Origin of the sequence: Methylophaga sp. UBA3613 (genome assembly GCF_002375415.1) — a bacterium.
Classification (GTDB): domain Bacteria; phylum Pseudomonadota; class Gammaproteobacteria; order Nitrosococcales; family Methylophagaceae; genus Methylophaga.
Window position 1 is genome coordinate 16,363 of the sequence record NZ_DFLS01000004.1, and the last position, 14,442, is coordinate 30,804.

Annotated in this window: 14 protein-coding genes; 13 read left to right on the forward strand and 1 reads right to left on the reverse strand. The window is 47.0% G+C overall.

Translation table 11 applies throughout. The features are described 5' to 3' along the window. Positions 1 to 2: 2 nt before the first annotated feature. The 9 genes from B3S93_RS02235 to B3S93_RS02275 all read left to right on the forward strand — a co-directional run bounded on the left by B3S93_RS02235 (position 3) and on the right by B3S93_RS02275 (position 8,392). Complete coding sequence (locus B3S93_RS02235; RefSeq protein ID WP_292400456.1) at positions 3 to 1,355, forward strand: MotA/TolQ/ExbB proton channel family protein; 1,353 nt, start codon at positions 3 to 5, stop codon at positions 1,353 to 1,355. Then, positions 1,348 to 1,860: a MotA/TolQ/ExbB proton channel family protein gene (locus B3S93_RS02240; protein WP_292353466.1), complete on the forward strand. Its 513-nt coding sequence runs from the start codon at positions 1,348 to 1,350 to the stop codon at positions 1,858 to 1,860. The genes B3S93_RS02235 and B3S93_RS02240 overlap by 8 nt, the downstream gene beginning before the upstream one ends. Before the next feature lie 8 nt (positions 1,861 to 1,868). After that, the gene (locus B3S93_RS02245; RefSeq protein ID WP_226074860.1) at positions 1,869 to 2,276 is read left to right on the forward strand and encodes an ExbD/TolR family protein; all 408 of its coding nucleotides are present in this window, start codon (positions 1,869 to 1,871) and stop codon (positions 2,274 to 2,276) included. Continuing rightward, the gene (locus tag B3S93_RS02250; RefSeq protein WP_292400453.1) at positions 2,248 to 2,955 is read left to right on the forward strand and encodes an energy transducer TonB; all 708 of its coding nucleotides are present in this window, start codon (positions 2,248 to 2,250) and stop codon (positions 2,953 to 2,955) included. Before B3S93_RS02245 ends, B3S93_RS02250 begins: the two co-directional genes overlap by 29 nt. A 2-nt stretch (positions 2,956 to 2,957) precedes the next feature. Further along, positions 2,958 to 4,181, forward strand: a complete 1,224-nt coding sequence (locus B3S93_RS02255; protein WP_292400450.1) for a tetratricopeptide repeat protein — start codon at positions 2,958 to 2,960, stop codon at positions 4,179 to 4,181. Continuing rightward, complete coding sequence (locus tag B3S93_RS02260; protein ID WP_292353469.1) at positions 4,174 to 4,740, forward strand: class II aldolase/adducin family protein; 567 nt, start codon at positions 4,174 to 4,176, stop codon at positions 4,738 to 4,740. The genes B3S93_RS02255 and B3S93_RS02260 overlap by 8 nt, the downstream gene beginning before the upstream one ends. 80 nt (positions 4,741 to 4,820) lie before the next feature. Then, entirely contained in the window at positions 4,821 to 6,968 is a 2,148-nt protein-coding gene (gene ovoA, locus B3S93_RS02265) for a 5-histidylcysteine sulfoxide synthase (protein ID WP_292400448.1), read from the forward strand. Then, the gene (locus tag B3S93_RS02270) at positions 6,955 to 8,127 is read left to right on the forward strand and encodes a MalY/PatB family protein (protein ID WP_292400445.1); all 1,173 of its coding nucleotides are present in this window, start codon (positions 6,955 to 6,957) and stop codon (positions 8,125 to 8,127) included. Before ovoA ends, B3S93_RS02270 begins: the two co-directional genes overlap by 14 nt. Positions 8,128 to 8,188: 61 nt before the next feature. Next, the gene (locus tag B3S93_RS02275) at positions 8,189 to 8,392 is read left to right on the forward strand and encodes a winged helix-turn-helix domain-containing protein (RefSeq protein WP_292400443.1); all 204 of its coding nucleotides are present in this window, start codon (positions 8,189 to 8,191) and stop codon (positions 8,390 to 8,392) included. Here the strand turns inward: B3S93_RS02275 and B3S93_RS02280 are convergent. Continuing rightward, on the reverse strand, positions 8,389 to 8,961 hold the full coding sequence (locus tag B3S93_RS02280) for a Tll0287-like domain-containing protein (protein ID WP_292400441.1): 573 nt from the start codon (positions 8,959 to 8,961) through the stop codon (positions 8,389 to 8,391). The genes B3S93_RS02275 and B3S93_RS02280 overlap by 4 nt on opposite strands. A 345-nt stretch (positions 8,962 to 9,306) precedes the next feature. On the opposite strand from B3S93_RS02280, the gene parE reads away from it, so the two are divergent. The 4 genes from parE to B3S93_RS02300 are packed head-to-tail and all read left to right on the forward strand — an operon-like array spanning position 9,307 to position 14,442. After that, positions 9,307 to 11,205, forward strand: coding sequence for a DNA topoisomerase IV subunit B (parE, locus tag B3S93_RS02285; RefSeq protein WP_292353474.1), 1,899 nt, complete (start codon positions 9,307 to 9,309; stop codon positions 11,203 to 11,205). Positions 11,206 to 11,219: 14 nt separating this feature from the next. After that, on the forward strand, positions 11,220 to 13,460 hold the full coding sequence (gene parC, locus B3S93_RS02290) for a DNA topoisomerase IV subunit A (RefSeq protein WP_292353475.1): 2,241 nt from the start codon (positions 11,220 to 11,222) through the stop codon (positions 13,458 to 13,460). 53 nt (positions 13,461 to 13,513) lie between these two features. Then, positions 13,514 to 13,984, forward strand: coding sequence for a DUF3305 domain-containing protein (locus B3S93_RS02295; protein WP_292400438.1), 471 nt, complete (start codon positions 13,514 to 13,516; stop codon positions 13,982 to 13,984). Continuing rightward, the gene (locus B3S93_RS02300) at positions 13,981 to 14,442 is read left to right on the forward strand and encodes a DUF3306 domain-containing protein (RefSeq protein WP_292400435.1); all 462 of its coding nucleotides are present in this window, start codon (positions 13,981 to 13,983) and stop codon (positions 14,440 to 14,442) included. The genes B3S93_RS02295 and B3S93_RS02300 overlap by 4 nt, the downstream gene beginning before the upstream one ends.

A 14,442-nucleotide genomic window follows, 5' to 3' on the forward strand; every position in this document is an offset into this window, starting at 1 on the left:
GCATGTCTATTTTTATTATTTCCTTAATGGCCTTGCCTCTTACTGTCATGGCCGCTGATAAACCAGCCAATCTCGATCAGTTGCTGGAACAGGTCAAGCGTGAACGTGTAATAGAACAGGAACAGAATCGCATTCGTGAAACAGAATTTCTTGAAGCACGTGATCGTCAGGCCGAGTTGTTGCAACAAGCCAAAGCAGACTTAGCTGCCGAAGAACGTCGTACCGAAACATTGAATGAACAGTTTGAAGAAAACGAATTCAAATTAGCGGAACAGGAGTCCTTATTACAAGAACGTTCCGGCTCACTGGGTGAGTTGTTTGGTACGGTTCGCCAAATGGCCAATGACAGTCGTGCAGTGATTGAATCTTCAATGACCAGTGTGCAATATCCAGAACGAATCGCTTTTTTGACGGAATTAAGTGAACGTAAACAACAGCCTAGTATCGATGAGTTACGTGAGCTGTGGTTAGTGTTGCAACATGAAATGACGCATTCGGGCAAAGTAGTACAGTTTCCCGCTCAGGTGATCACGGCAAATGGTGAAGTTGCTGATCGTAATGTGACTCGGGTAGGTGTGTTTACTGCCTTCAGTGACGGCAAGTTTCTGCGTTATATGCCAGAAAATCGTAATCTGGTGGAATTAGCCAGACAACCAGTTGAGCGCCTTCGCGATCTTATGGAAGAGTTTGAAACCAGTGAAGCCGGAGCTTTAAAAACTGCTGTAGTAGACCCGACGCGGGGTGCGATCATGGCCTTGCTGGTGCAAACACCTAATTTGCAAGAACGCATTAAACAAGGCGGCTGGATTGGTTACATCATTCTGATCCTGGGAGCAATTGGGTTGTTGATTGCACTGATTCGTTTCGTAACGTTGATGCGTATGGAACGGGGGGTCAGTAAACAACAGAAGACCCAGGAATTGAATATGAAAAACCCACTGGGACGGATTCTGTCGGTTTACAGTGACAAGATTGCTCAGGATGTGGAAACTCTTTCACTTAAGCTGGATGAAGCTATCCTCAGAGAAACGCCAAGTATCGAGCGTGGCCTGATTACCTTGGCGATTTTGGCCGCAGTCGCGCCGATGCTGGGTTTATTGGGTACAGTTTCCGGCATGATTGAAACCTTCCAGTCGATTACGCTGTTTGGTACCGGTGATCCGAAACTGATGTCTGGTGGTATTTCACAGGCTCTGGTCACCACGGAACTTGGTTTGGCCGTTGCGATTCCTATTCTATTAATTCATAGCGCTTTATCGAGCAAAAGTAATCGTTTGATTCAGATCCTTGATGAAGAAAGTGCAGCAATCGTTGCTCGTAACGCTGAAACAAAAACTTTGCAACGCGATGGATAATCTATTTCAGATACAACTGCTGATGGAAAGCGGCGGCACCGTGCTGTGGCTTATTCTGCTGGCGTCTATTCTGATGTGGACGTTGATTATCGAGCGCTATGTGTTTATTTGGTTTCTGCATCCGCGTGAAGTTCGCAAGATGATGGATGAGTGGCATCAGCGAGATGATCTGGCCAGTTGGTATGCCCAGCAAATCCGTCAGGGCATGATTGCTGAAAGTCAGGTGATGCTGGAGCGTTTTCTGATTCTGATTCGTACCCTGACAGTGGCGTTACCGATGCTGGGATTGCTGGGCACGGTAAATGGCATGATTCAGACCTTTGATGTTATGACTGTATTTGGAACCGGCAACACACGTGGTATGGCCGGTGGTATTTCAGTGGCATTAATAACAACGATGGGTGGTTTGCTGACCGCTTTATCAGGGCTCTATTTCATTACTCAGCTGGAACAGCGTGTTGCCAGAGAAGTAAATAACGTGGCTGACGCCCTACGCAGAGATTAGGAAAGTTTATGCGAAAACGACATTCCCGCCGTCAAAGTGGCGGTATAGCTGAAATCAACATGACACCATTAATTGATATGGTGTTTATCCTGTTGATCTTTTTTATTGTGACCACTTCTTTTGTGAAAGAAACCGGGGTGGATGTAAACCGCCCATCGGCAAAAACAGCAGTGGAGAAAGAACGCGCTAATATCCTGATATCGATACGTGAAAATGATGAAATCTGGATGGATCAACGACAGATAGATCGTCGTGCAGTGCGTGCCAATGTAGAGCGTATGTACGCGGAAAACCCGGAAGGTTCAGTCATTATTCTGGCCGATGAAGAAGCCAAAACCGGCTTATTGATTGAAGTCATGGATCAGGCACGTTTGGCGGGAGTTGCGAATGTCTCAATTGCTGCTGAACGAGACTAGTCGCGGAGAATCACCTTCTATGCGTATCTTTATTGGGTTATTGCTGGCGATTTTGGTCAATTATGGCTTGTTCACCTTGATGAAAGAAATGACCACGTCAGATAGCAGTCTTTATCGGGATGATAATGAAATGCTGGTGCTGGACTTTGTGCGTTTGAAACAGGAAGAAACCCAACCTGAAACAATCAAGCGTGAAATCCCCAAAAAACCACCACCGCCGGAAGAGCCGCCACCACCAACTCCGACTACAGCTCCTAAAATGACGCAGCCGGATGTGCAGCAACCGCAGATGGATATGCCGAAAATAGATATCCCATTGAATATTGCCGGTCAGCCGTATCTGGGTGATTTCAGTGCTGAACCGGCACCCGCGCCGTCTCCTACGCCGGTGCAGGGACCGCAGATGGATGATGAGGTCGTGCCACTGGTTCGAATTCCGCCGAACTATCCACGTGTCGCGCAGCGGCGGGGTATTGAAGGCGTGGTGACAGTAGTATTCACCATCACCCGTGATGGTCGGGTAAAAGATCCTGAAGTGGTTTCTGCCAGTCCTGAGAATGTATTTGATAATGCAGCGAAGACGGCTATTCTCAAATGGAAATTCAAGCCTAAAGTTGTCGATGGTGAGCCGGTTGAACGCCGAGCGACCCAGGAAATCGAATTTAAGTTGGCCAGATAAACATGAAGAAACTTACGCAAAAATTCGCTTTGATGACGCTGGTTGCCTGTCTTGCATTGCCATTAATCTCAATGGCTGAAGATGAGTACCTGCTCAGTGAAGCTACCTACAAATCGCTTAATGCTGCTCAGGAAAAAATGGAAAAGCAGCAATATCGTCAGGCAGAAGCGGATTTGAAAAAGCTGGTCGGTGAAACCGATGCAGGAAGTTACGAAAGAGCAGTCGTTTTGCAAACTCTGGGGTATTTATACTCTGAAACCGAAGAGTACAAACTGGCAGCAGAACAGTTTGAAGATGCCCTCGCACTGAATGCACTGCCGGAGGATGTCACCCACAATCTGCGCTATAACCTTGCCCAGTTATTAATCAGCGATGGTGCGTATCAGAAAGGCATCGACCTGCTGACACAATGGTTGAACAAAGAACCTCAGGCGAACAGCAGTGCCTATGTGTTACTGGCAACGGCCTATTACCAGATAAATCAGTTTACCAATGCCGTTGAGGCCATTCGTACTGCTATTCAGCGTGATAATTCCCCGAAAGAAAATTGGTACCGACTGCAATTGTCTGCACATATGGAAATGCAGCAATACAACCAAGCCATTAATGTACTGGAGATTCTGATTGAACGTTTTCCAGTCAATAAAACTTATTGGGACCAATTGGCAGCTCTCTATGCCCAACAGGAAAAACGGCTGACCTCGCTGGCCGTACAGATGCTGGCCAAGCGGCTGAATCTTGGTGACAAAGACACCGTATTGCGCCTGGCAAATATGTATCGCTATCTGAATATCCCTTATAAATCGGCCCAGTTACTGCAGAAATCTATGGATGATGGGGTGATAGAGCGTAATTTTAAAAATCTTGAATCACTGGCTGACAGTTGGTTAGCTGCCAGAGAAAATGAAAATGCCACTCAGGTGTTAGCCCAAATGCAATCAATGGATTCCTCAGGCGAAACCGACCTGAAACTGGCCAGAGTATTTATCAGCATGGAACAGTGGGATGAAGCTGCTGGACCGCTTCAGCAAAGTCTGGAAAAATTACCTGAAGCAAAACGCGGCCAGGCCTGGATGCTCTCTGGTATGGTCAACTACCATTTGGGCAATATGCAGCAGTCAGAGCAACATCTTAATCGTGCACTGGCTTACACCGAAGTCCGTAATCAGGCTTCGCAATGGTTAAGACATCTGCAAAATACCCGTAAAGATAACGAAGATGCCTGAAACTTCATTGGCCGAACTCAAAACCCAACTGGTTCAACATTACCGTTGGCTGCGTCAATACGGTTGCAACGATTCACATAGTGGCAATGCTTCTTTTCGCTGGCATAATCAGATTTGGGTGACGCCTACAGGCTGTTGTGCCGATACCTTGACACCGGAAATGCTGGTGCCCTGTGATATTGACGGCCAATGCGGGGAAGGCGCCTCACTGGATGCTCCGCTGCACCTGGCAACTTATCAGCATAATCCCAATACTCGAGCCGTTATTCATAGTCATGGGCCGCATGCGATTGCGATGACGATGAATGGTGAAGATTTTATCCCGGTGGATTTTGAAGGGCAGTATTATTTTTCGACCATCCCGGTTATTTCAATTGACTATGCCGAGTACATAGAGAAATCACCAATGGCAGTGGCGCAGGGGCTGGCCCGTCATAAAGTTGTCATTGTTCGGGGGCATGGTGTTTATGCCTGCGCGGAAACCATCAATTTGGCCTATAAATGGAGCTGCTCGGTAGAGCTTTCTGCCAAAACGGCCTGGCTTGCTGCCCAGCTATAATCTGCTTTAACGCGAAACCTATTTGTCCAAAACAAGTCAGATTAAATTCTTACAGCTATCCTCAAAGGGATTTTTGACCAATGACTGCCGAAAAAGCCGTATCTTTTTCCCACTCAGAACATAGATATTTACGTACACCACGATTGAATGCAAAAGAGCCGGAAGCTATTCGCAACGAACTCGCTGCCTATTTCAATGCAAATTTTGAGCGTTATGAATCGCTGTTTGACAACTTGAAATCAGAAGAAGGCTATTATCAGAAAAGTATTCCGCTTCGCCATCCGTTAATTTTTTATTTCGGCCATACGGCGACTTTTTTTGTTAATAAGCTTTTATTAGCCGGGTTATTGACTCAACGCATCAATCCTCGTTTTGAATCAATGTTCGCGGTTGGTGTGGATGAAATGAGCTGGGATGATCTTAATGATGATCATTATGACTGGCCTTCAGTAGCGGAAGTAAAAGCCTATCGGCAACAAGTGAAAAAAGTCGTTAATCAGCTTATTCAAAAAGCCCCTCTGCAATTACCTATCAACTGGGACAACCCATGGTGGGCCATCATGATGGGGATTGAACATGAACAGATCCATCTGGAAACTTCATCAGTATTAATTCGTCAGCAGCAATTACAGTGGGTACAACCGCATTCGGCGTGGCCGGCATGTGATATTTCCGGATCAGCTCCTGAGAACACAGTTTTGCCAGTGGATGCTGGTCAGGTAAAACTGGGCAAGTCCTTTGATGATGAGTATTACGGCTGGGATAATGAATATGGTCAACATCAGGCAGAAGTACCAGCCTTTCAATCTGCCAAATATCTGGTCAGTAATCATGAGTTTTTAGCCTTTGTTGAAGCGGGCGGATACCAGCAGTCACAATACTGGCAGCAGGAAGGGCTGCAATGGCGGGAATTTACACAAGCTGAATATCCCACATTCTGGCTAAAAACCGATCAGGGCTGGCAATTGCGGTTAATGGCTGAGGTTGTGCCAATGCGCTGGGATTGGCCTGCAGAAGTAAACTATCATGAAGCCAAGGCATTCTGTGCATGGAAGTCTGAACAAACCGGTGAAACTGTACGCCTGCCTACCGAGGATGAATGGTATCGTCTGGTTGATGTTGCTGGTATCGAAGAACTGGACGAGAATGCAGCCTCCGCCAATATTCATTTGGATCATTTTGCCTCCTCCTGTCCGGTAAATCATTTTGCACAGGGTGAATTTTATGACGTCAGAGGCAATGTCTGGCAATGGACTGAAACGCCGATTTATCCATTCGATGGATCACAGGTTCACCGCCTGTATGATGATTTCACCACGCCGACATATGATGGAAAACATAATCTGATAAAAGGTGGCAGCTGGATTTCCTGTGGCAATGAAAGCCGTTTATCATCCCGTTATGCGTTCAGACGTCACTTTTTTCAGCATGCAGGATTCCGTTATGTGGTATCGGATGCGCCAGTGGTGAATCTGGATTCTAACTATGAAACCGACAAAATGTTGTCGGAATATGCTGAATTCCACTACGGTGAAAGTTATTTTGATGTGCCTAACTTTCAAAAAGCCATCGCCCGGATGGCTATTGAGAAGATGGGGGATAAACCCGCAAGACACGCGCTTGATCTTGGCTGTGCGGTTGGTCGTGCCAGTTTCGAATTAGCCAGGCATTTTGATCGGGTCACAGGGGTTGATTTCTCGGCACGGCTGATCAATCTCGGTGTCCAGCTCAAGCGTGATGGCGTCATCCGTTATGCCATAGCCGATGAAGGTGATTTATTACTGTATCGCGAACAACGGCTGGAAAACTTTGGTTTGGAAGATACCGCGCATAAAGTTGATTTTATGCAGGGCGATGCCTGTAATTTAAAAGCGGTCTACCAAGGCTATGATTTGATTTTAGCGGCTAATTTACTAGACCGCTTGTATGACCCGATATTATTTTTAAAACACATACATGAACGAATTAATGTGGGGGGCTTGTTAGTGTTAGCCTCGCCCTATACATGGCTGGAAGAACACACGGATAAAGCCAATTGGCTGGGTGGATTCAAAAAAGACGGAGAAAGCTTTTCCACACTGGATGGCATCAAAAGCGTGTTGGAAAATCACTTTCAATTAATTGATGGGCCATTTTCGCAACCATTCGTACTCCGTGAAACCCGACGTAAATTCCAGCATACTCTGTCAGAGGTGACTATCTGGGAACGTCGAAATGTCGAAGATTGATTTTGATCAGCAAATAGATCGCAGCGGCACGTATAGCCTTAAATACGATGCCCGCCAGCGATTGTTTGGCCGCGAAGATGCCATTCCGTTATGGGTGGCAGATATGGATTTTGCTGCCCCTGAGTCGGTAACAAAAGCGTTGACTGTCAGGGCCCAGCATCCACTTTATGGCTACAGTGAATATCCTGAAGCGTTGTATCAGGCCACCCAGGAGTGGTTTTTACGACGTCATCATTGGCATATTGACGCTGAACATATCCTGATTTGTCCGGGAGTCGTGCCATCATTGCATGCCACCATCATGGCGCTCACCGAAAAGCATGATCAGGTCATAGCCCAGCCACCGGTATATTTTCCCTTTTTCTCGGCGGTGACTGAGACCCAGCGGAATCTGCTATTGAATCCATTGCAGCTGGTGGATGATTATTATCAGATTAACTTTGCTGAGTTGGCCGAACAGGCTGCAGCAGGGGCCAAAATGCTGTTGCTTTGCTCACCACATAACCCGGGTGGTCGGGTGTGGAGCGAGTCTGAACTGCAACAGCTACTGGATATTGCCAGGCAAAATCAATTGATTATTGTAAGCGATGAAATTCATGCCGATCTGGTCTTATCGGGTCAGAAGCATATTCCGTTGGCAACACTAGCGGATGATGTGCCCATGGTGACCGCTGTATCGGCCAGCAAAACATTTAATATTGCCGGGCTTGGGATGTCGATGTTGATAGTCCCTGATAATCAGCATAAAAAAGCGATTGAATCGGTGTTTAACTCCTGGCATGTCAGTGCTGCCAATCCGTTCAGTATTGAAGCAACGATAGCCGCCTACCGGCATGGAGAACAGTGGCTGGATGAACTGTTGTTGTACCTGCAGCAAACCTACCACTGGGTACAGCAATTTTTTGCTGAAAAGCTACCGAAGATACGAATATTGGATTTACAATCAACCTATTTATTATGGCTTGATTGCCGTGAACTAATGCTTAATGACAAACAACTCAGAAGCTTTTTTGTTCAACAGGCGGGTGTGGCGATGAACCCCGGTGTGATGTTTGGCGATGCCGGCAGTGGTTTTATGCGAATGAATATTGCCGCGCCAAGGGCAATGATTGAACAAGCCTGTCAGCAAATCGTTTCTGCCTGGGAAAGCGCGAAATGAAGCTTTACTAAGAACAGTAGAACTTAACAAAAGATTTTACTTCAACGCGATGAGGTTTGTGATGCAACAGACTATTGGGGATGCCGCAGGCAAAATCTGGCAATATTTACAAAAAAATGGGGCGACCAGCATTACCAAGCTGGCTACCGAGTGTGGTCTTGATATCAAAATGGTACAAAGAGCCATTGGCTGGCTGGCGAGGGAAGATAAACTGATCTCAGTGCAAAAAGGCCGTAGCGAAATTATCAGTCTTAAAGAAAGTTAATTATCCGTCAGGTTCTGTTTGACACTAAATGCGCCACGAACGCTACCCACGCTAAATCCCGTGGCCTGATCATCAGGATAGTGTTTTTTCAACTTGGCCTGGATAGGCTCCGGTATCTTTTCACCGTGGCAGGTGACGCAGACTAAATCGGTACCAATCGCTTTCATCATGCGCCATTGTTTAACGCCGTCTGTTTCCACCTGCTCACTGAAACTGAGCTTTTTAATAATTTCACCTTTTTCCAGGCGTTTTTCAAAACTTCTTAAAACAGTTTTTTCCCATTCATCAGGCTTATTTTCAGGGTTACGGATCTTCAGAGCGGTACGACTGACATCAAGATTGTATTTGGTGGAAACCTGTTCGGCCACTCTGGGAGCAATATCTTTACAAACAGCAATAGTTTTCACTGAACCATCTGTTTGCATGGATAACATCAATGCTGATTTGAGTGTTTCGGCAAATTCTTTTATCGCCGCATTGGCCTGGGTTTCAAACTGTTTAGCGTTATCAGCCTGAACTGAAAAGGCAAATAACAAGATTGTGATAAAAAAAACTGGCCGAATATTCATCTTCGTGCTCCACACTGAGTCGATAAAATAGATGTCCTTGGATAACGATAACTTTCTCCTCCATGGCGGGAGAAGAAAACCTTGTTCGCGAGGTTCAGAGAATCAAAATGCTTTTTGTCAGTGAACCATAGCCGTTATTTAATATGCAACATTGATCATCCCCTCAGGCATTCATAACGACACTTTATTTAGCCCTAAATTGAAAATGATAAGTAAGGTTAAATATTAGCATCTAATTATATGTGATGGGGGCTGCGTTATTTTGTTCCAATCGCCAGGATGCTTGTACATCCTGCTTTTATCCTGCTAACCTTCGGGCAACTTGATTTTTTTGACTAAGAGAAAATGACCAATATCTACGACGCTTCGGCAATTGAGGTTCTAACGGGATTGGATCCGGTCAGAAAACGACCCGGCATGTATACCGATACCACAAGGCCGAATCACCTGGCTCAGGAAGTCATTGATAACAGTGTCGATGAAGCCATTGCCGGTCACGCAACAAATATTGAAGTCATCCTGCATCCCGATAACTCGCTTGAAGTCATTGATGATGGACGGGGGATGCCGGTGGATATCCACCCTGAAGAAGGTGTGCCTGGGGTTGAGGTAATTCTGACCCGGCTGCATGCCGGGGGTAAATTTTCCAATAAAAATTATCGTTTCTCAGGTGGTTTGCATGGCGTCGGTGTCTCTGTCGTCAATGCCTTATCCAAACGACTGGAAGTGAATATCCGTCGTGATGGCATCAGCTACAGCATTGCTTTTGAAAATGGTCTGTTAGTTGAGCCTTTAACTGAAACCGGGACAGTCGGCAAAAAAAATACCGGTACTAGCGTCAGGTTCTGGCCAGATACCAGTTTCTTTGATGCACCAAAGTTTCTGGTCTCACGTCTGCGCCATGTTTTGCGAGCCAAAGCGGTATTATGCCCCGGTTTAGTGGTTACCTTTGAAGATTTAAGTGGTGCCGAAAAACAAAATGATCGCTGGTGTTATGAAGATGGCCTGAACAGTTATCTCGCCAATGCGATGACCGATGTGCCCTGCGTCCCAGCCAAACCGTTTGTTGGCCATTTTGCCGATGAAGATCAGGAAGTCGACTGGGCCCTGATGTGGCAGCTTGAACCGGCAGAGGTGATTGCAGAAAGTTACGTCAATCTTATCCCGACCGCACAGGGGGGGACGCATGTAAACGGATTACGCTCAGGTCTGCTCGATGCTTTGCGTGAGTTTTGCGAGTTTCGCAGCCTGTTGCCACGCGGCGTAAAACTATCGGCCGAAGATATCTGGGAACGCTGCAGTTACGTATTATCAGTCAAATTGCAGGATCCCCAGTTTTCCGGCCAGACGAAAGAACGTCTGTCTTCCAGGCAATGTGCCGGGTTTGTTGCCGGTGCAGTAAAAGATTCGTTCAGCCTATGGCTCAACCATCATATTGAAGATGGTGAAAAAATAGCCGAGCTGGCCATTAACAATGCTCAATCACGTTTAAAACAGGCAAAAAAAGTTGTACGTAAACGGGTGCAATCCGGTCCGGCACTTCCCGGTAAACTGGCGGACTGTACTTCTCAGGATCCATCTCGCACTGAACTGTTTCTGGTGGAAGGGGATTCTGCTGGTGGCAGTGCCAAACAGGGCCGAGACCGTGTATTTCAGGCTATCATGCCGTTACGCGGTAAGATTCTGAATACCTGGGAAGTCGAAGCCTCACAGGTGTTGGCTTCACAGGAAGTTCATGACATCGCTGTTGCAGTAGGTGTTGATCCTGGTTCGGATGATCTTACCGGACTGCGTTACGGCAAAATCTGTATTCTTGCCGATGCTGACTCGGATGGTGCGCATATCGCCACATTGTTATGTGCGTTATTTGTCCGACATTTCCGGCCACTGGTCGAAGCCGGACATATCTGTGTGGCGATGCCACCGCTGTATCGGATTGATGTCGGCAAACAGGTGTTTTACGCACTGGATGATGAAGAGCGACAAATCATTCTGGACCGTATCGAACGAGATAAAATTAAAGGCAAAGTCAGTACCCAGCGTTTTAAAGGTCTGGGCGAGATGAATCCTTTGCAATTACGTGAAACTACCATGGCTCCCGATACACGCCGGCTGATTCGACTCACCATTGACGCCGATGATGATACGTTTATGACGCTTGATAAACTGCTGGCCAAGAAACGTGCTGGTGATCGAAAAGTCTGGCTGGAACAGCATGGCGATTTAGCTGATGGTTTAATCTGAACTGAGAATTTTGAATGAGCACTATAGTTGACGATCTGGAACAGCAACCGCTTCGGGATTTTACCGAAAAGGCCTATCTGGGATATTCCATGTACGTCATTCTGGATCGTGCCTTGCCGCATCTGGCTGATGGTCTTAAACCGGTCCAGCGACGCATTGTTTATGCGATGTCCGAGTTAGGCCTCAGTGCTGTATCCAAACATAAAAAATCCGCTCGTACCGTCGGTGACGTATTAGGTAAGTATCATCCGCATGGTGATTCGGCCTGTTATGAAGCCATGGTGCTAATGGCTCAGCCATTCTCCTATCGTTATACCCTTATTGACGGTCAGGGTAACTGGGGCTCAATGGATGATCCCAAATCGTTTGCTGCCATGCGTTATACCGAAGCACGTCTGGCACCTTACGCCCAAACATTATTAACTGAGCTGGGGCAGGGCACGGTCGAATGGATGCCCAATTTTGATGGCACCATGGATGAGCCACAGCTGTTGCCTGCACGACTCCCTAATGTATTGTTGAATGGGGCCACCGGTATTGCCGTGGGCATGGCAACCGATATCCTGCCGCACAACCTGCGGGAAGTGGTAAATGCCTGCCTGTTATTACTGAAATCACCCAAAAGTACGTTAGATGATCTGTTAACTGAAATTCAGGGACCGGATTTCCCCACCGGCGGTGAAATCGTCTCGCCTCAAGCTGAAATCCGTCGCATCTACGAAACCGGACATGGTTCAATTCGTCAACGTGCCGCCTATAAAGTTGAAGACAACGAAGTAGTGATTCATGCGCTGCCATATCAGACTTCCGGTGCCAAAGTGCTGGAGCAGATCGCCGCACAGATGAACAACAAAAAGCTGCCAATGGTTGCGGATTTACGTGATGAATCCGATCACGAACAGGCGGTGCGTCTGGTGATAGTGCCGCGTTCCAATCGGGTGGATATTGAAAGTCTGATGTCGCATCTGTTTGCTACCACTGATCTGGAGCGCAGCTACCGCGTCAATATGAACATGATCGGCCTGGATGGTCGGCCGCAGGTTAAAAACCTGCTGCAGATGCTCAGCGAATGGTTAACCTATCGAATTCAAACAGTACGCCGCCGCTTACAGTATCGTCTGGATAAAGTGCTGGATCGCATGCATGTGCTGGAAGGCCTGCTGGTTGCTTATCTGAATATAGATGAAGTCATTGCCATTATCCGTTATGAGGATGATCCCAAAGCCGAGTTAATGGCCCGATTCAGTCTTAGTGATCGCCAGGCCGAATCGATTCTCGAATTACGTTTGCGTCATTTGGCCAAACTGGAAGAAATGAAGCTCAAAGGCGAAATGGATGAGCTCAGCAAGGAACGTAAATCTCTGGAATTATTACTGAGTTCGGAAACTCGTTTGAAATCGTTGATCCGCAAGGAACTGACAGCTGATGCCGAAAAATATGGTGATGACCGTCGTAGCGAAATCAAACAGCGTGATGCGGCCAAAGCACTCAGCGAAACCGAGTTATTACCCACAGAACCCCTGACAATTGTGTTATCGGCCAGTGGCTGGGTGCGGGCGGCTAAAGGCCATGATGTAGATCCGGGATCATTAAATTACCGAACCGGCGATCGCTATCTTGCATCGGTCAAAACCCGAAGTAACCAGCAGGTCGTGTTCCTGGATGAAAGCGGCCGTAGTTATTCACTGGCGGCGCATACCTTGCCATCAGCAAGAGGCCAGGGAGAACCGCTCAGTGGTCGATTGCAATCCGCGCCGGAAGTACGCTTTATTGCGGTGATTGCGGCTGAGAATGATCAGATGGTGTTGTTATCCAATACTGCTGGTTATGGTTTTGTCACTCGCTTTGATAACTTACTGGCTAAAAACAAAGCCGGTAAAGCTTTATTCAATCTGCCGGAAAAAGCGGCGTTATTACCACCATTGGTGGTCGATACAAAAATGCCGCAACAACTGGCGGTTGCTGCGGGTGATGGTCGGTTATTAGTCTTCCCAATCAGTGAAGTGCCAGAACTCAATAAAGGCAAAGGCGTCCGTTTAATCAATATTCCGCAGGCACGTTTCACCAGTGGCCAGGAATGGTTGCAATCGGTCACACTGGTTCCGGAAAATCACAGTCTGACGCTGCACGCCGGACGTCGTCATCTCACGCTGAAAACCGCTGATTTGCAACACTATGCCGGAGAGCGCGGCAAACGCGGACATAAGCTACCCCGAGGATTGCAAAAAGTCAGTTCCGTTGAAGTAGCCGAGTAAAAAGCTCGGTTACTTGGTATCCTATTAGGCTGAATTCACAATGCCTGATAGAGATGCTGGATATACCTTCTGATCATTTTTCCGTTACCGCTGTATTGCTGAAAAAAGTCAGTCAACACCGCTGGGCCAGACATTCCTGGTCTTTGCTGGGTGTCATTCCTGGTCTCAGCGAAACACAATTGTCCAATGCGCAGACCGAAGGTGAGCTGCATTATTATCCCGATCTGCATCTGCGTTTATTTCGGCATTATTGTGATAGCTATTATCAAAATCTGATGTCAGAACAGGCCAAGATTTATTTTATCGGCCGCTTGGAAAATGACCTGTTCACCCCGGTTTTACTAACCGTGGATTTCGATGAAGCCGCTTCCTATATGGAAGCTGGCGATCACGTGATGGAAGCAGCTTTGCCAGATGAATTATGTGTCTGGCTGGAACGCTTTCTGATCTATCACTATGCACCGGAAGCTCCCAAAAAGCGCCGTCGTGAAAGGTGGAAAGACAATGATGGAGGCGCTCGATGAAAGAAAAATCGGCATCCGAAAATTTTTTATCGCGCTGGTCCCGCCGTAAACAGCAAACCAATATTGAAGAAGAAACGGCAACTGAAAAATCAGCGCCTACCGAACAAAACCTGACAGATGAAACTGCACCAGCCAAAGAGTCAGCTGATTTGCCCCTTTGGCAACGTGAGAATGTTGATCCGGAAACCAAAAAACAGGCATTACGCGATTTATTTCGTAAACCGGGCTTTAATCAGACTGATGGGCTTGAAGAATACGAAAATGACTATAACTATCATGCTTTTGCTGGATTGGGCTCTGTAGTAACCCATGAAATGAAACGGGTGCTGGAACGTGAGCTGGCGCCAGATGAAACAGCTGAACAGCCAGCAGCGGCTGATCCTGCAGAAGATTCTGAACAGAATAACGACACAAAACCGCGAAATAATCGCGACGAGGAGGATAACCCCATTGCATAA

Coding starts and splice junctions, on each gene's coding strand:
- B3S93_RS02270 (WP_292400445.1), top strand. CDS start 6,955: ATGTCGAAGATTGATTTTGATCAGCAAATAGATCGCAGCGGCACGTAT.
- parE (WP_292353474.1), top strand. CDS start 9,307: ATGACCAATATCTACGACGCTTCGGCAATTGAGGTTCTAACGGGATTG.
- B3S93_RS02235 (WP_292400456.1), top strand. CDS start 3: ATGTCTATTTTTATTATTTCCTTAATGGCCTTGCCTCTTACTGTCATG.
- ovoA (WP_292400448.1), top strand. CDS start 4,821: ATGACTGCCGAAAAAGCCGTATCTTTTTCCCACTCAGAACATAGATAT.
- B3S93_RS02275 (WP_292400443.1), top strand. CDS start 8,189: ATGCAACAGACTATTGGGGATGCCGCAGGCAAAATCTGGCAATATTTA.
- B3S93_RS02295 (WP_292400438.1), top strand. CDS start 13,514: ATGCTGGATATACCTTCTGATCATTTTTCCGTTACCGCTGTATTGCTG.
- B3S93_RS02245 (WP_226074860.1), top strand. CDS start 1,869: ATGCGAAAACGACATTCCCGCCGTCAAAGTGGCGGTATAGCTGAAATC.
- B3S93_RS02280 (WP_292400441.1), bottom strand. CDS start 8,961: ATGAATATTCGGCCAGTTTTTTTTATCACAATCTTGTTATTTGCCTTT.
- B3S93_RS02250 (WP_292400453.1), top strand. CDS start 2,248: ATGTCTCAATTGCTGCTGAACGAGACTAGTCGCGGAGAATCACCTTCT.
- B3S93_RS02300 (WP_292400435.1), top strand. CDS start 13,981: ATGAAAGAAAAATCGGCATCCGAAAATTTTTTATCGCGCTGGTCCCGC.
- B3S93_RS02255 (WP_292400450.1), top strand. CDS start 2,958: ATGAAGAAACTTACGCAAAAATTCGCTTTGATGACGCTGGTTGCCTGT.
- B3S93_RS02260 (WP_292353469.1), top strand. CDS start 4,174: ATGCCTGAAACTTCATTGGCCGAACTCAAAACCCAACTGGTTCAACAT.
- parC (WP_292353475.1), top strand. CDS start 11,220: ATGAGCACTATAGTTGACGATCTGGAACAGCAACCGCTTCGGGATTTT.
- B3S93_RS02240 (WP_292353466.1), top strand. CDS start 1,348: ATGGATAATCTATTTCAGATACAACTGCTGATGGAAAGCGGCGGCACC.